The organism is Bartonella sp. OT172YNZD (assembly GCF_042193725.1).
Classification (GTDB): domain Bacteria; phylum Pseudomonadota; class Alphaproteobacteria; order Rhizobiales; family Rhizobiaceae; genus Bartonella; species Bartonella grahamii_A.
On sequence record NZ_JBHILZ010000001.1, the window covers coordinates 65,736 to 84,447 of the forward strand.

Below are 18,712 nucleotides of genomic sequence, written 5' to 3' on the forward strand. Positions count from 1 at the left end.
GTTTTAAAATGAAGTTTACATTGTCGTGGTTAAAAGATCACTTAGAAACAAATGCATCTTTGAATGAAATTTGTGAAAAATTAACCGCTATCGGTCTTGAGGTTGATCACGTTGATGATCGGTCTTCTTTAAAAGGTTTTATGATTGCAAGAGTTTTAACAGCAATAAAACATCCTGATGCCGATAAACTTCAAATTTTATCAGTGGATACAGGAACTGCTACACCTGTTCAAGTTGTTTGTGGAGCACCAAATGCACGAGCAGGTCTTGTAGGTGTTCTGGCACTACCAGGCACTTATATCCCAGGACTTGATGTGACATTATCTGTAGGAAAAATCCGCGGGGTTGAAAGTTTTGGGATGATGTGTTCGCAAGCGGAGCTTGAATTATCAAATGAACATGAGGGAATTATCGAACTTCCAGAAGATGCACCTATTGGAGATTCATTTGCAGCTTATGCTGGTTTAGGTGATCCGATCATTGATATTGGTTTAACCCCCAATCGTTCCGATTGTACAGGTGTTCGCGGTATTGCCCGTGATCTTTCTGCCACTGGAATGGGAAAATTAAAAGAATTATCTTTGTCAAAATTTGAGCCTTCTTTTGAAACACCTCTCGATGTTTCATTAGATTTTTCGCAAGGTTCATCATTATGTTTAGGTTTCGCTTGGCGTGAAGTACGCAATGTTCAAAATGGCGAATCACCACAGTGGATGCAACAGCGTTTGAATGCAATTGGTTTGAGACCGATTAATGCGCTTGTTGATATGACCAATTACATCAGTTTTGACCTTGGTCGTCCACTCCATGTTTTTGATGCAGATAAAATTAAAGGTAATTTGTGTGTACGTTGCGCGCGTGAGGGAGAGCAGCTTCAAGCACTGAACGGAAAAATCTATCATCTGGGCGCTAAGAATTGTGTCATTGCAGATGATGAGGGGGTTGTTTCGATTGCCGGTATCATGGGCGGTGAAAGAACGAGTTGTGATGAAACAACACATCGCGTTATTATTGAATCGGCGCTTTGGGATGCGCGAAGCATTGCACAAACAGGAAGAGCATTAGGTCTTATCAGTGATGCACGTTATCGATTTGAACGAGGTGTTGACCCGGCTTTTATAGAAACAGGACTTGAGATTGCAACAGAATTGGTCTTACGTCTTTGTGGTGGTGAAGTATCTAAAAAGAGGATCGTTGGCTATCAGCAACAAGAAATCAAACAGATCGCTTTTCCTTTTTCTGAAATTAAACGTTTAACAAATTTGGAAATAGAGCCTGAAAAAGTCATCTCTATTTTAACAAAACTTGGATTTTTTGTTGAAGGAAAAGGAGATGTTATTACGGTAAAAGTACCATCATGGCGCCCTGATATTATGGGTAAAGCCGATTTGGTGGAAGAGGTTATGAGAATTTATGGGTTAGATAAAATTAAACCTATTCCTTTGGAAAACTTTGCAGAAGGAAAAGATCAAATTTTAACATGCGCACAAATTCGTTCACGTGCTACACGTTTGGCTCTAGTGCAACGTGGTATGAAAGAAGCGGTAACATGGTCTTTTATTTCTGAAAATCAAGCTCTTGCTTTTGGAGGAGGTCAAGAAGAGCTTAAATTAGTTAATCCTATTGCTGCTGATATGTCAATGATGCGTCCTTCCCTTTTACCTGGTTTGATTATAGCGGCACAGAGAAATGCTGATCGGGGTTTTTCCGATCTTGCTTTGTTTGAAGTTTCCAGTATTTATGAAAGCGATACCCCTGATAAACAGCACCGTGTTGTTAGTGGGATTCGTCGCGGAACAGAGCAATTTAAAGGGGCTGGGCGTTTTTGGAATGGAAATGCAACCGTCGTTGATGTTTTTGATGCCAAAGCAGATGCTTTAGCTATTTTAGAAGCATGCAATATGGATATTAGGAAAGTGCAGATTGAAGTTGGAGCGCCCGATTGGTATCATCCTGGTCGTTCAGGTGTCATAAAACTTGGATCAAAGATTATTCTTGGTTTTTTTGGTGTTTTTCATCCTGCTACATTAGAAAAGTTAGATGTCAGTGGCCCTTTATGCGGCTTTGAAATTTTTCTAGACCGAATTCCAGAATCAAAGAAAAAAACGACCAAAAGCCGTCCTCCTTTGAAACTCTCACCTTTTCAAATGGTGCAACGTGATTTTGCCTTTATAGCGGATAAAACTGTTGCCTCTTCTCTTATTATTCGTGCGGCAAGTGGAGCCGATAAAAAACTTATTCATTCAGTGCAGGTTTTTGATATTTTTGAAGATTTAAGCTTTGGTGAAGATAAAAAATCTGTTGCGATTGAAGTAACTATTCAGCCCATAGAACGGACTCTAACAGATGAAGACTTAGAAAAGCTCGCCTTAAAGATCGTGGATAATGTTACCAAAATGACAGGTGCATATTTGCGCTACTGAGTATTCTTATTTTTTATGAGATATTTTATATGAAGTGGGAGCATTTTTGAGTGCTTCCTTTTGGTTTGGCATTCAAGAACTATAAAGCTTCTTGAAAGCGAAGCTCCTTACCAAAACAAGCTGCTTAAATCATTAATTTTTTCAATATGAAAAAAGTTGTTTTTAAACATCTTGAAAAGTTATTTTTTCTCTTAATCCTTCATTGCAAATGTAAAGGATAACTGCTATTGCTAAATGATAATGCAAATTATTTGCAATAAAAAAAGGCATATAAAGGAAAGAGAGAATCAATGAACGTAAGAACGTTTTTCACCATAGTTTTTGCAAGTGTTATGTTTTTTACACCCAATTTTGCTTTGTGTGTTGGTAAATTTAAAGCTGTTACAACATTCACTATCATTGCTGATATGGCACGCAATGTAGCGGGTGATGCCGCTGATGTTGAATCCATTACAAAACCAGGTGCGGAAATTCATGAATATCAACCCACCCCACGCGATCTTATGCGTGCTCAGGGAGCTAACCTTGTATTGTGGAATGGATTAGAGTTAGAGCTTTGGTTTGAAAAGTTTTTTCAAAATATCAAGGATGTTCCAAGTGTTGTTGTTTCAAAAGGTATTGTACCCATTAAAATTGGTGAGGGCCCCTTTAGCGGTAAACCCAATCCTCATGCGTGGATGTCACCGACCTCTGCTTTGATTTACGTCGATAATATTCGCGATGCTTTTGTAAAATATGATCCTGAACATGCTGCTATTTATAAAGAGAATGCTGAAATTTATAAACAGAAAATTCGTGCAACGATTGATCCAATTAAGGCTGAATTAAAAGCCGTACCGCAAGATAAACGTTGGCTTGTGACCAGTGAGGGAGCTTTTAGCTATTTGGCGCGTGATTTTGATCTAAAAGAACTTTATTTATGGCCCATTAATGCTGACCAACAAGGAACACCACAGCAAGTCAAGCATGTTATTGATATGGTTCGCAAATACAATATTCATGCAGTTTTTTCTGAAAGCACTATTTCCCCTGCGCCTGCTAAGCAGGTTGCCAGAGAAACAGGGGCTAAATACGGTGGTGTTCTTTATGTTGATTCTTTAAGTGAGAAAAATGGTGAGGTACCCACTTATATTGATTTATTACGTGTCACGAGTGGGCGTATTAGCAATGCTTTATTAGAGGGAGTAAAAAGCCAATGACGGAATGTGGAATATTTGCCCAAGGAGTAACGGTAACTTATCGTAATGGACATACAGCTTTACGCGAAGTAAATTTTGAAAGTCCAAAGGGTTCTATTACGGCATTAGTTGGTGTTAATGGATCCGGTAAGTCAACGTTATTTAAAGCGATTATGGGATTTGTACGCCCCTCAAAGGGAAAAATTCGTATGTTTGATTTGCCCGTTGATATAGCTTTGAAAAAAAACCTCATTGCTTATGTTCCTCAAAGTGAAGATGTTGATTGGGATTTTCCTGTCTTGGTTGAAGATGTTGTATTGATGGGGCGGTATGGTCATATGAATTTCTTTCGCTATGCCCGTACACAAGATTATGAAGCCGTTCGTATTGCCTTAGAACGCGTTGATATGTTGGCTTTTGCCAAGCGCCAAATTGGAGAACTTTCTGGTGGGCAGAAAAAGCGTGTTTTCCTAGCGCGCGCTCTTGCACAAAAAGCAAAAGCTATTCTGTTAGATGAGCCGTTTACAGGGGTTGACGTTACAACAGAAGATAAAATCATTGCTTTGTTACAAGATCTTCGTAAAGAAGGAGCAGTGATCTTGGTTTCAACTCACAATTTGGGTTCTGTTCGCGAATTTTGTGATCATACAGTTTTAATAAAAGGAACCGTTTTAGCTTCTGGGTTAACAGAAAAAATCTTTACAAAGGAAAATCTGGAGAAAACTTTTGGAGGGTCTTTGCACCACCATATTTTTGATCTTCAAAGCACAAAAAAAAATGATGTTTTCATGGGAAGAAAGCAGTCTGCAGTTTGTGAAGATATTGAAAGAGTGGAGCACGTTGCATGATTTCTTGGTTGCTTGAGCCACTGAGCTATCAATATATGGTGAATGCAATGTGGGTTTCTGGGTTAGTTGGGTGTGTTTGTGCCTTTCTTTCGGCTTTTTTGATGTTAAAAGGTTGGTCATTGATTGGTGATGCTCTTTCCCATTCGATTGTTCCTGGTGTAGCAGGAGCTTATCTTTTAGGGTTACCTTTTTCACTCGGCGCTTTTTTTTCTGGTGGTCTTGCAGCAGCAGCAATGCTCTTTTTTAACCACCGGACAAAGCTTAAAGAAGATACCATTATTGGGCTCATTTTTTCTTCCTTTTTTGCCTTCGGCTTATTTCTCAAATCATTAAAACCAATGGCTGTTAATATTGATACCATTGTTTTGGGAAATATTTTAGCAGTTAGTTTAACAGATATTCTACAATTGGCTTTTATCGGCTTTTTTTCTTTACTTATATTGCTTTTGAAATGGAAAGATCTTCTTGTTTCGTTATTTGATGAAACGCATGCGCATGCCATTGGATTAAACGTAAAGTTTTTAAAAATTCTCTTTTTCACATTGCTTGCCGCTTGTACTGTTGCTGCTATGCAAACCGTTGGAGCGTTCTTAGTCATTTGTCTTGTTGTGACACCTGGAGCAACGGCCTACCTTTTAAGTGATCGTTTCGTGAATATCTTGGTTATTGCAGTTGTAATTGGAACCTTCACAAGTATCTTGGGTGTTTATGTGAGTTATTTTTTGAATGCACAAACGGGAGGGGTTGTTGTGCTTTTTCAAGCATCTTTATTTTTTTTGGCTTTTATTTTTGCTCCTAAACACGGTTTTATTGCTGCGCGCTTACGCAGAAATGCGGCAAAAAAGGGTGTAATATTATCATGATTGATCAGTTACTGCTTCCGTTTCAGTTTTCTTTTATGCTTAAAGGTATGCTTATTGTCATGATTCTTTCTATTCCCATGGCGATGCTTTCCTGTTTTCTTATTTTGAAAGGATGGGCGCTGTTAGGCGATGCCATTTCTCATGCAGTTTTTCCAGGTGTTGTTGTTGGTTATATGACAACACCATGGGTAATTGCATTTTTAACTTCTTTGCCACTTGCTTGGTTTCAGCATATGCGTCCAGAGAATATTACAATGACTTTGATTACTTGCGGTGCTTTTGTTGCAGGAATGGTGTGTGCACTATTAACGGGTTTTTTAGGTAGCAATAGCCGTATCAAACAGGACACGGTGATGGGAGTGGTCTTTTCTTCGATGTTTGGTTTGGGGCTTGTTTTAGCCACGTCTATTTATAGTAGCTTAGATTTGAATCATATTCTATTTGGTAATCTCTTGGGTGTTAACTGGCTTGATATAACGCAGACGGCGATCATTTCTGCTGTTGTCACTTTTATTTTAGCAGCAAAATGGCGCGATTTTATGCTGTATATTTTTGATACAGTTCAAGGACATGCAATGGGGTTACCAATATCTCTACTCCACTATACCCTTCTAACGATGATTTCTCTTACAATTGTTGCGGCTTTGAAAGCTGTAGGTATCGTGCTCGTTATTTCTTTACTGATAGCACCAGGAGCAATTGCCTATCTTGTTACAAAGCGGTTTTCTTTTATGTTAATGATCGCGATACTTGTTGCAGCTTTTTCTGGTTTTTTAGGGATTTATCTCAGCTTATTTATCGGCTCAGATTCTGCTTCCACAATTGTATTGATCTTGACGTTGATTTTTATGGCTATTTTCATGATAATTTTCTTTCGGCGAAACACAGTTCAAGAAACTCGAAAGTGTTAAATTTCATGCATATCAGCCATGCATTTTTATATATTGTTTCTCATTTTTATTTTAATTAGAGTTCTGAGTGCTAGGTTATTTTTCCTCCTAATGTCTAGCAGATGAATGCAGTGCATTTTCTCCCCCCCAAAGCTGCATTCTTAATTAAGAGGCTGCATTGATTTATTCTGCAGCCTTTTTATTTTTTTGGTTTTCTAAAATCTCTTTTCTTCTCTTTTCTTGAAATCACTTAAAATGATTATCATATTGCATAAGCTATTCGGTATTTTCAAGGAACTTATAACAACAAAAACGCTTACGGCATGAAGGGGTAGAGCGTAATTTTGCACTCAGACATGTAAACAGAAAAAAACAGATACAATGTTTTTGTATAGAGTTTTGCGTAGAGGAAAATAGTACGAGAGAATGAAAAAAGATTTGAAGATATCGCACCTTTTGCGTATCTGCTATTATATAGCAGGATGGGCAATGGTTATATTAGGTATTATAGGTGTAGTATTGCCTATTATACCAACCGTGCCTTTTTTGTTGGTTGCCTCATGGTGTTTTACACGTTCTTCTCCACGTTTTCATCAATGGTTGAATAATCATCGTATTTTTGGTCCCCCTATTAAGCGATGGGAAGAAAAAAAAGCAATCTCTCCATTCGTTAAAGTTTTTGCAATAATGAGTATGATAGGAGGATTTTTATCTTTTTTCGTAATGGTACACCCTCCTTTGTGGATTGCCTTACTTTTTGCGGTTATATTATTGCTGATTGCCATTTATATTGTAACACGTCCATCTTCATAATGATAGAAAAGGTTATGAGATACTCTTTTTAGATTCGACTTATTTGTAAAAAAACTATGAGGACTTTTAAGTTGTGAATATAAACCCTTCCATATCCAAAATGCATATGAAATAGTAAGCTTTTTGAAAGCAATTAATTAATAATATGTTGGTGAAATATTTTTATGGACAAAGAAGACTGTTTACGAACACTAAAAATGTTCTCACTTGGTAAACAATGATAAATCAGATTCATGGAAAAGATCATTATTTTTGTAAGGCATGTTTGTATGAATCTCTATACATACATCATGGATATGATAGCTATTTCTTTCTAAAAAGACATTTCATTTGTTTTCATATCTCTTAATGAGGAGATAATACGAAGCTTACTAAACAGCATCATTTTTATACTTATACAGTTAAGAAGCCGGCCTATTATATCAATCTTTAATGTTATATCTGTTCTTAGCTTAAGAATAATTCATAAGAAACAGCAGAGTTTTTCAAATAGTTTTATACATACACGCATTCTTATTATAATATGCAAATAAATAAATTCTCTGTCTTTTTATAAAGCTTATTCAAAATAAAAATATTATTGCATTCTCTATTTTTTAATGAGGTCATGCCCCTCACGTAAAACAAAAGTCCTCCCAAATCATGTTATTTACACATTTATTTTAATGAAACATTTCTCAACGCTTTACTCATTTCATGATAGCAAACCATACATAGATAAAGTAAAATCTCCTGTAAAGTGTATAAAATCTATTTGAGCACCATCATCCTTGCCTTGCAAAATGCACACCGATAGTCACTATGTATTTGTCATCCTCCAATGTTGCCTTAGCAATTCCTAATGTTACAATTGTAGCTTATCATCTGGTTTTGTACCAATTTATTTTTTTCAAAGAGTTTTAAAGGTGTCCTCAAAGGGTTTTCAAAGCCTTTTCTCATTTTTACTATGGAAACACACTTTTTTCTAATTTTCGGTAATTTTTGCAATTTTAGGTGTCAAAATCTATTTTGACAAAACGCGCATTTAATAGTAAAAACTGTACATAAAAACAACAAATTACCACGTATCCCTCCTTAATCCTTTCCCACTTAGTACAAAACCTACTGTCAAACTACAACAATAACCCTTAAAACATGAAACCTTCATACATGCAAGGAGATGAGTGTGCTTGATTTAACAGGGTTGAAATGAGAAAACTTATGATATTCGTGCGCGCTCATTCAACATGCAAAATGATCGTATCTTGTTATGCCGTATAACACCGTTATGTATGACAATGATATAAGGAGGACTCCTTGGCTAAACTTCCCTAGCATGTTAAGTATTTTTTAATGCCTAGTAGAATATTTTAAATCTGATCTGTCGATCCTTATGTAAGTGAAGCGTACGCGTGGTAGGCCGAGTAGAATCTGCTCAAAAAACAGCCGAACTATTTACAGACCAGCAAAGGTTAAGAATCCTCATCCTTAGGGTAGGACAAAAATCAATCTTATAAACAATATGATGAGTCAATATACTCGTTTTAAAGAACCGGAAACTACGTCTTTATAGATCTAGCAATTCGCTTTTTATTACCAAAAAAATTGAGATAACGTTGTACTTCTTTTGAATCACCGATCGTTTTTTCAGGATTATCTGAAAGTTTTACGGCTGGTCGACCATTGGCATAGGTTACCTTACAAACAAGGGAAAGAGCATCAAGAGTTTCGATTTCCTGAGGTGCACAGCCTGTAAAGTCATTGGTAAGATCTGTGCCCCATCCAAAACTCATGCGCACTCTACCATGGAAATGATGATAAGTTTTTTCAATTGTATTGACATCAAGAGCATCAGAAAAAATTAAAAGTTTTTCGCGTGGATCTTTTCCTTTTTCTTTCCACCATTGAATAATACGTTCGCCCCCTTCAATAGGGGGTGCACTATCGGGTCTGAAACCCGTCCAATCAGCGACCCAATCTGGTGCATCGCGTAAAAATGTTTCTGTACCAAAGGTATCAGGTAAAACAATGAGAAGATTTCCACCATAATAACGGTTCCAATCTTGCAAGACTTGATACGGAGCTCTGCGTAATTCATCATCTTTGTTGCTGAGAGCCGCAATAACCATGGGCAATTCGTGTGCATTGGTTCCAAGAGCTTCTAAATCCGTATCCATGGCAAGAAGAACATTAGAAGTTCCAGTAAAAGAATTACCAATGCCTTCTTTCAATGCTTCTACACACCAGCGCTGCCATAAAAAAGAATGGCGGCGCCTTGTACCAAAGTCAGATATTTTAATATCAGGCAATTTTTTAAGACGTTCAACTTTACTCCACATTTTTGCTTTAGCACGCGCATAAAGCACATCAAGAGCAAAACGATCTAGTTTTTTGAGAGCAGCACGTGAACGTAATTCACTGATGATAGCAAGAGCTGGAATTTCCCACATAGAGCTATAAGCCCACGAACCATAAAAATGAAGAATATACTGGCCATTTTTACGGGTTAGTTCATATTCTGGGAGTTGAAAATTCTCAAGCCACTGAAGAAAATCTGGTTCAAAAATTTGTTTGCGTCCATAAAATGTATTACCAGCAAGCCAGATCATTTCTTTTTTTGTAAAGCGCAAGCTAAGAGCGTGATCAAGTTGAGCACGTAATTCACTCTCATCAATATCATCAGCAAGACGTATTGTTTTAGAGCGATTTATGAGGGAAAAAGTAACATTAACATTAGGATACAACCCCCAAATCATCTGTACCATAAGAAGCTTATAAAAATCCGTATCAAGAAGTGAACGAATAATGGGATCAAGTTTCCAAGTATGATTGTAAACACGTCTAGCAATATCCGGATGATTCATAACCTTTTTCTTTCAATTTCATAAAATCTAAAATATTATGCACCAAAACGGACAATATAGGTGGTGCAATATAACAAATCTACAGTTTTGGGCAAGAATAAAAAGGTCTGCTCTCTTTTTTCATCTTCATCTTTAAGATTTAACAATACGTATAATTTCATGCTGACCTGTTTTGTGTAACTTTATCCCTGCATGAACTTCGGTATATTTTTTGCCATTAACATGAAGCATATTTTTAGGTCCCCATTTTACTTTAATGGTATAAACGGCATCATAAAACTTCATTGTTGCTTCATATTTTGGCCAAATAGAGGGTAAATGTGGCTGTAAAAAAAACAGATCTCCCTGACGCTGTATTCCAAGAATAGCTTGTGTTGCGGCGCGATAAAACCAACCGGCTGAGCCTGTATACCACGTCCAACCGCCTTGACCACATCGTGGTTCAACAGAATAAATATCTGCGGCCATCACATAAGGTTCAACACGATAAGTTTCAGGATCTTGTCCATGGGTAATCGGGTTAATCATAGAAAATAACGCATAAGCTTTATCGTTTTGCCCCATTTTTGCCAATGCTAAAATACTCCAAATGGCACCATGCGTGTATTGACCACCATTTTCTCGGATTCCTGGAGGATAACCTTTTATATAACCGGGCTCAAGTGTACTTTTATCAAAAGGTGGCCAAAAAAGGCGAATGAGTCCGCTTTTTTTATCATAGAGATGTTCTAACATTGATGTCATTGCTTGCTTTTGATGTTCAGGCGACGCCATTTGAGAAATGACAGCCCAAGATTGAGCTATGGTATCAATTTGGCATTCATCATTGATTTTAGAACCAAGAGGTGTTCCATCATCAAAATAACCACGTCGATACCAAGCACCATCCCAGCCGTTTTCCTCTAGGGATTTTGTTAAGCGTTCAAGGTATGTACTCCATATTTGCATGTGGCTGTTATCACCACGTTTTTTGGCCAAAGGAATAAATGCTTGTAATGTAGTGCCAAGAAACCATCCTAACCAAGTACTTTCACCTTTTTCTTCCACACCTACCAAATTCATGCCATCATTCCAGTCCCCACCTAAAATAAGAGGGAGACCATGGGGTCCACAACGTTTAATGGCAAGATCTAAAGCTAAAGCACAATGTTCATAAATTGTTGCAACCTTTGAGGATTGGGTGGGTTGAAAATAAGCATCCTGTTGCCCACTTTTGAGAACATCGCCTTCAATAAAAGGAATGAGCGTATCAAGAAAGGCATCATCGCCAGTGGTATTGACATAAAGAGCTGTTGCATATGCAAGCCAAACGATATCATCAGAAATGCGCATACGAACACCAGCATTTGTATCAGGTAACCACCAATGTTGCACATCCCCTTCAAGAAATTGGTGCGCGGCGGCGTTTAACAATTGTGCACGTGCCAGTTGTGGTTCCAGCAATAATAAAGATAAGCTATCTTGTAACTGGTCACGGAAGCCAAATGCACCACTAGCTTGGTAAAATCCTGCGCGTGCCATGATACGGCATGCATAGGTCTGATAAGGGAGCCAATGATTGACCATAATATCAAAAGAGGGATCCGGTGTTTTAACTTGAAAAGGAGAAACAAAATCACTCCATTGCTGTTTTTGTTTTGTGAGTAGAATTTCAAAATCACTTGCACGTACTTGATTGAGTAATTTTTCAGCTTCTTGTCTATTTTCAGCACTGCCAAGATAGAAGATGATTTCTTTTGTTTGCCCTGCTTGAAGATCAATATCATAGGAAAATGCTGAACAAGGATCACATCCTGCTTCAATGGTATTTGAAAGAGCACCAGCTTTACGGATCACAGTTGGATGCGTTACGGTTCCCGTTGCACCAATAAATTCAGCACGATTGGTTGTGGTGCTGTTTGGCATTTCAGATGCCAATAAAAATGTGACTTGTTGAGATTTTTCAATGTGATACGGATTTTGAATAAAATGTACACCCCTTTTGTCCTCATAAGAGAAAATAATGAAGGGGGCATATTTTGTATCGATATTTCCCAAAACCCATTCAACATAATTATAAAGGCGTAAACTGCGTGGTTTTTTCCCTTCATTCGTGAGGGTAAGACGTGAAAAGCGAACTGGTTTTTCCGGATCGAGTGTATGAGTTAGTTCTAATGCAATTTCTGAATGTGTCGATTTAAAAGTTGAAAATCCAAAACCATGACAAGCCTCATAGACAATATTTTCATCACATTCTACAGCAGAAACGGGTGAAAAACGTTTTAAAGACTGGCGATCAACCAGATAAAGTGCTTCTCCTGGCCGGTTAGACGTTGGATCATTTGCCCAAGGAGTTAATTTATAATCGCGGCTATTGTTAACCCAAGTAAAAATTGCTCCTTCAGCAGAGACATGAAAACCAAATTTGTGATTAGCGATGACGTTAATCCACGGGCGGGGTGTAGTTGTACGTCCATGAAGACGTATTATATAATGGTTATACTGGTTAAAACCACCGTAACCATTCCAATATTTTAGATCTTCTCCATTTGTGGGAAAAGGTGATGGTTTTTGTTGGCTAATAAGACCAATGGAAGCAAAAAAATTTTGTTCAGTTTGTGTTGTAACTTTCTTTCCTTCGTTATATTTTGGGGAATCTAATTGATCATGAAATTCATGATGATTTTTATGAATTGTAAGATCAAAATCACTCTCATCAAGTCGTTTAAGCTGTTCAGATAAAGAGCCATTTTGGGCATCAAGAACGATGCGCGCTGATGCAAGAAGCGTTTTAAAATTTTGTTCATTTATTTTATCACGCTGAAGTATGAAAATATGTTGGCGTTCATCTGCTTCTTGTGTGTGGTGTCGATAAGATTCACAGACCCATTCAAGAGCCCGTTGTGTATTTTGTATATAAGAAAATGCTTGTTCATTGAGAACCACCAAATCAACGATGAGGCCGCGCATACGCCAATACTCGTGTGCTTTAAGGAGCTCACGTAGTACAGTAATATTTCCCTCGTTATTTAATCTAAGGAGACAGAGTGGATTGTCTCCTGAAATGGACACAGGCCAAAGATCAGACTGTTTTCCAAGCGTTTTTGCTAATATTTCAGGAGGAAGACGCCATGTTCGATCAAGGTAGATAAGCGATGTGGCATATTTTTGATAGACAATAGCTTCTTTAGGCTGGGTTCCGCTCTGATACAGTGCGACTTGTGAGCGCGTCCATGCCCTTGAAAGTTCTTTTTGAAACATATCAGGTTGTCGATAATGTTTTATATGATTATGCAGCGCTTCTTTTGTATGAGCAGCAAAAGTCCAAAAAATAAGTTCTGCTTTTCCATATGCTGAAATTTTTATACGGCATCGCAATGACATAATAGGATCAAGAACACAACCTTGACTGTTACTGAAATGAGCATTTTGGTCAAATGCAGCGGGCCGATGAATGGATCGACCCCGCCCAATAAACAACGAACGATCCGTTTCAGCTTCTGTCTCTTGAAGAATATCTGTTGTACTGGAGACAAAATGGGCAACATAGATTTCAGGATCGCTAGGTGAGCGTTTGCGCCTTTTGGCAAAAATTGTTTTACCTTCCTCAGCAATTTCTGTCTCTATAAACATACGGGAAAAAACAGGATGAGCTTGGTCTGTATCCATTGTGGCAAGCGCTAATTCACCATAAGAAGTCACTTCAATGAGGCGGTCTTTATTTATCGTATTCATCAGTTGAATACGTCTACCTTCTCCACATCCTTCAGATGTAATAAGACATTCAAGTGTTGATTTTATACCATCAACCATTTTTGTGTATTCAGCCTTTTCATCTGTAAAAATGCTGACAGATTCTTCTTCAATAACACGTGTTGGTTCACCAGTAACAGACCACCACCGCCCACTATGCGTATCGCGTAAGAAGAATAAAGTACCTTGTTGATCTTCTGTTGCATCAGGAATAAAGCGCGTAATCGCATAATCATGCCAACGGCTATAACCAGAACCATTTGCTGTTAACATAGTAAAATAAAAGCCATTAGACAAAAGTAAAGTTGCTCGTGGTTTAAGCAATGGATTTGTAATAATGCGCAAAGAGGCTGCGTCAAATGCTTGAGACTTATTGCGCATACGATTAATAGCTTTGGTATGAATAATAGGAATGAGATGAGGCGCTCTTTCCTGTAACAGCAATTGCGTTGCTTCAACAACGGGATCACGGTGAAAACGATCACGCATTCGCCCTTGAAAAATAACATTGTTAAGAGCAAGGATAGACATACCATGATGGTGCGCATAATAATTGCGTACAACAGCGTATTTTTCCCCTGTTTTCACGCGTGAAGGGGTAAAATCGACAGAGTCATAATAACCATATGTTCCTAAAGCTCCAAGATTACGGAGTCGTTTTAAATTAGCGACAGCGCAAGCAGGAGCATATTGTGCCGCTAGAAGGCTAGCATAGGGAGCAATGACAGCATTGCGTGAAAGACCACGTTGGAGTCCGAGGTTTGGAACACCAAAATGAGCGTATTGATAATTCATTAAATGATCGCGAGCGTTAAATGCGGCCTCTGAAATCCCCCATGGCAATCCCCGTTTATGAGCATATTGTATTTGACAACGAATAATCAATCGATTTGTTTGATCTAGGAGAGATCCTAAAGGTTCATGCATTACGAGAGATGGCATAAGATATTCGAACATCGATCCAGACCATGATAGGAGCGCACCTTTCCAACCTATGGGTACGAGGAGTCGACCAAGACGAAACCAATGTTTAAGTTTTATATCTCCTTTTGCGATGGCAAAAAAGCTTGCAAAACGTGCTTCTGAAGCAAGTAGATCATAACAATTTTCATCGAGTTTGTTTTCTTGAACACGATATCCAATGGATAAGAGATGCCGTTTAGGCTGTTCTAAAAAGTCAAATTTCATATCAAAGGCTATTTGCCGTGCCACTATAGCCAGCCTGTTTAGTTTTTTACGTAATTTTTCAGTATCACAATGAGCAGTCGCATCATGATGATAAGCGTTACAGGTATCGATAAGGCATTTAGCCCAAGAAAGCGCACGAGAAGATTCTATCGTTTGAATTTTGTGGTCAAGTTCATCGACTAAGTGCACAATATCGTGGGCTGCAAGTGAAAGGTCTATGATGTGAGAAGGAATCTCATTTTCTTGTTCTACAAACGTGAAGACAGAGTCATGAAAACGAGTGATGTTTTCTTCGATTTTTTGGCGTAAAGAGCGTAAACTGGGTTGATGATCTGGAATTTCTCTGACAGTTTCTTCAAGAATAGCAAGAACATCTGATAAGCCTTCTCGATTACTTTGAAAAAAAAGATGCGGTTTTTCCGCCCATTCACTTAAGGCAGAAGAGAGTGTTACCAAATGACCGGCAAGATTTCCTGAATCAACGGTTGATACATAAGTAGGTAAAAGAGGCTTGAGTGTATCTGTTTCATACCAATTATAGAGATGACCACGGAACTTTTCCATTTTTGTAAGAGAACGTAATGTACATTCAATACGGGTAATCGTCTCTTCAAAACCAGTCCAGCCAAAATCACGTGCAGCAATAATAGAAAGGAGATAAACGCCAATATTCGTAGGAGATGTACGTTGAGCAACAAGAGGTTCAGGATCTTCTTGAAAATTATCGGGAGGCAAATAGTTGTTTTGTGCATTGACAAAGGTTGCATAATAAAGCCATGTCCGCCGTGCAATAGAGCGAAGTTGTTTTTCATCTTTTGAAGAAAGATCAAGGCTATCTTGAAAGGTTGAAGGTTGACTCACAATCCAAGCAATGAAGGGTGAAAAAAACCATGCTATCCCAAAAGGTAGAGCAATCAAGCTTGCAAAACTATCAGAAAAAAGAGGGAGTGCTACAGTAAGGACACCAATAAGCGATGCTGGTGCCATTGTAAAAATATAGAAAGGCAAACTATTGGGCATTGATTTTGTTGAGGAAGAAGTTTTCCATTCAAGAAGATGCTGTTTTGAAATCGTCATACGATAGAGTGTACGAATAATCGCATCGCTCATAAAATACGCCGAATGAGCAAGAAACGTCGTTTTAAGAAATATATCAGCGCTTGTAAGAGCAGTTTTGTTCCAAATTAATTGAAAATGTCCACGCAAAGAATGATCTATATTGGACGAGACAAGCGTTTTTAATACACATAGAATGGGTGAAATGAAGGAGCTAAACAACAAGAATATTTGCCAGACGATTGCACTCTTTAAAGACAAAAAAGCCCATCCTGCAAATGCTGCAATTAACCACATAAGTGGAGTGAGAGAACGACGTAAATTATCCTGCATTTTCCAACGCATCACGGAACTTATTTGACGGTGGGAAAAAAGATAAGGCAAAAGTTGCCAATCACCGCGAATCCAGCGATGATAACGCATAACATCAATATTATAAGCGGTTGGATAATCTTCAATGACTTCTATGCTACTTACCAGAGCAGTACGAGCATAACCTCCTTCTAAGAGATCATGACTAAGAATAGTATTTTCTTTAATTTTGCCATCAAGCGCTTGTTCAAATGCATCAATATTATAAAGACCTTTACCGATAAAGGTGCCTTCTCCTAAAAGATCTTGATAAGTATCAGAAACAGCAAAAACATAAGGATCAATGCCACGGTTGATAGAAAAAACCCGTTGGAGAATTGATGTTTTTTTTCCTGTTGTAAGAGAAGGAATAATGCGTGGTTGTAAAACGCTATAGCCTTTTACAACCTTTCCACTTTGCGGATCAAAAATGGGATGATTGAGTGGATGGTTAAGCTTTCCAACAAGTTTCGTAATGCTGTCTGGAGTAAGACGTGTATCACAATCCAGCGTCATAACAAAACGGCAATCCATAGGAAGATGTGGATTGGGAGGATAAAAGCTTGTGTTTTTATCGCCTCTTAAAAGCCGATTAAGTTCATGAAGTTTTCCTCGCTTTCGTTCCCATCCCATCCAACATTTTTCGCTTGTATTATAAAGGCGTCGGCGATGTAAAAGGAAAAAAAGAGGAAGTTCATCACCATGATAACGACTATTGAGTTTATCAATACTCTTTTGCGCATAGTGCAATAAATCAAGATCATCTTGCGTTTCTCTCAATGGTGCATCCACCCAATCTGTAATTAGTGCAAAATGAATGGCACCTTTAGAATTGGAAAGATAGTGCACTTCAAGATTGCGCACTTGTTCATCAATATCATCGCGTGATGTCATCAAAGTAGGTACAACAACCATTGTCCGTGCATGTTTTGGAATACCTTCTTTATATTCATAACCAATGAGTTGTCTTGATGGGACAAACCACGAAACAACAGTGTTAAATAAAGCAAAAGCAGCATCGATAGCAGGAAAAAGCGCTAATACAGTAAAGCAAAAAGTCATCCATTGTGTCATGCCAGATATTTGTAAAAGGGCGTAAATTACAAGCAAAAGAGCGAGCGTCAGAAAAGAGACAGGAATGGCGATCACTCTCAATTTTGAACAATAGGAAGCGCGTATCCATTTTATGAGAAAGGGCGGGATATATCCACAAGCCTTTTCAAATATGCCACGACCCTCATCAACAAGGTACCATCCCACACAAGAATGATGAGGCATATCTTTAGAAGTGGAATTTGCCATTTCTACAACTTTATGTGCAATTTCCAGCTCACTAAGAGGCGAAAAGCGTGCAACTTTTTCAATGACTTGTCGGTAAATATTGCGTGAGTGAGAATCAATTTCAGAAAAATCACTATTTTTACGCAAAATAGAATCGACACAACTCACTGTTTCAAACCATGCTGTCCAATCAACATCATCTATAGCTTTAAGAGCACGGATGATATTTCCCATGGTCACACCATCTGCTGCTTGTCGGGTATGTTCATCGGCTGTTGCAATCTCTAAGCTACTTCCTTGGCTTTTCAATTGGTTTTCAAGCCAAGTTAATGCTATGGTTGAATCAACAGATGCACTGCGCAGGCGATAGAATAAATGTGCTGAAAAAGTTGGATCAACAGTAAATGGTTTATACTGTGTAAAAAGAGAGTGTAGATTTGTTTTATTTTCTACAAGAGAAATTTTATCGGCCACTTGACTAGCAAGATGGCGCATATGTCGGGCTTTTTCGATACGTACTGAAAGACGACGGACATTTTCAATGAGCAGCATTTGCATAACAGAAGGAAGAGCCCACAATTCACCAATTGTGAGCGCACAAACTTCTTGAAATCCATTGGTCATAGCCGTGAGTGTTTCTTGTGAAAAGCTGCTATCGGTATGCGCAATATAAAGCCACGTTAAAGCAAAAATTCGTGGTATTCTCGCTTTGTGTGTAGAAAGAGGAAGTTGCTTTATAAAGGACTTGGGTAGATTACGACGTAGCTTTTGTATGGTTTTATCAATGGTGTAATGATTATCAATGAGCCATTGAGCAGACGGTGCGATAGTCTCATCATTTCGGGCAGCAAAATCACTGGTATGAAAGGCATGAAAAATAAGTTTAGCATTTTCATTCAATCTCTTGCGAAAATCTTCTACTCCTTCATATTCAGGGAGTAAAATTTCTTTACCAGAAGCTATATCATGCCCTAAGTTATAAAGATCTTCCTGTACCTTATAAATTGCGCGAAGAGGAAAATCCGTATTAATAAAATGATTTTTTTCTCTTTTTGAGAAAAAAAGCACTTTATGAAAGGTATTATGCACGTCATAATGTCCTATTGTTATTCAATTACATCATTTTTTATTTAAATTGTAAGCATTTTATCTGAATAGTGAACCGTTGATAGACAAAAAACAAACTTTTTGTTTTTAGTTGCAAGCATTTATAATTTTTGATGCAATAATTAGAAAATAAGCAGAC

7 protein-coding genes and 1 pseudogene are annotated in these 18,712 nt (G+C 38.0%); 6 read left to right on the plus strand and 2 right to left on the minus strand.

The window, feature by feature from the left end; genetic code table 11:
* Positions 1-8: 8 nt before the first annotated feature.
* The 6 genes from pheT (at position 9) to ACFIJS_RS00305 (ending at position 7,015) form a co-directional block, all read left to right on the plus strand.
* Complete coding sequence (gene pheT / locus ACFIJS_RS00280; RefSeq protein WP_375648733.1) at positions 9-2,423, plus strand: phenylalanine--tRNA ligase subunit beta; 2,415 nt, start codon at positions 9-11, stop codon at positions 2,421-2,423.
* A gap of 290 nt (positions 2,424-2,713) precedes the next feature.
* Positions 2,714-3,622, plus strand: coding sequence for a metal ABC transporter substrate-binding protein (locus ACFIJS_RS00285; protein ID WP_375648735.1), 909 nt, complete (start codon positions 2,714-2,716; stop codon positions 3,620-3,622).
* A complete protein-coding gene (locus ACFIJS_RS00290; RefSeq protein ID WP_375648737.1) occupies positions 3,619-4,449 on the plus strand; it encodes a manganese/iron ABC transporter ATP-binding protein in 831 nt (276 codons plus the stop codon). The genes ACFIJS_RS00285 and ACFIJS_RS00290 overlap by 4 nt, the downstream gene beginning before the upstream one ends.
* The gene (locus ACFIJS_RS00295; protein WP_375648738.1) at positions 4,446-5,312 is read left to right on the plus strand and encodes a metal ABC transporter permease; all 867 of its coding nucleotides are present in this window, start codon (positions 4,446-4,448) and stop codon (positions 5,310-5,312) included. Before ACFIJS_RS00290 ends, ACFIJS_RS00295 begins: the two co-directional genes overlap by 4 nt.
* The gene (locus tag ACFIJS_RS00300; RefSeq protein WP_375648740.1) at positions 5,309-6,223 is read left to right on the plus strand and encodes a metal ABC transporter permease; all 915 of its coding nucleotides are present in this window, start codon (positions 5,309-5,311) and stop codon (positions 6,221-6,223) included. Before ACFIJS_RS00295 ends, ACFIJS_RS00300 begins: the two co-directional genes overlap by 4 nt.
* 405 nt (positions 6,224-6,628) lie before the next feature.
* Positions 6,629-7,015 carry a YbaN family protein gene (locus tag ACFIJS_RS00305; protein WP_375648742.1) on the plus strand — a complete coding sequence of 129 codons (387 nt, stop codon included), beginning with the start codon at positions 6,629-6,631 and terminating at the stop codon, positions 7,013-7,015.
* Between the two features lie 1,538 nt (positions 7,016-8,553).
* Here ACFIJS_RS00305 and pncB read toward each other — a convergent pair.
* Both pncB and ACFIJS_RS00315 read right to left on the minus strand, forming a co-directional pair.
* Positions 8,554-9,858 (minus strand): nicotinate phosphoribosyltransferase, encoded by a 1,305-nt coding sequence (pncB, locus tag ACFIJS_RS00310; protein WP_375648744.1) that lies wholly within the window; start codon positions 9,856-9,858, stop codon positions 8,554-8,556.
* Positions 9,859-9,990: 132 nt separating this feature from the next.
* Positions 9,991-18,560 (minus strand): annotated as a pseudogene (locus ACFIJS_RS00315) (GH36-type glycosyl hydrolase domain-containing protein).
* Positions 18,561-18,712: the final 152 nt, after the last annotated feature.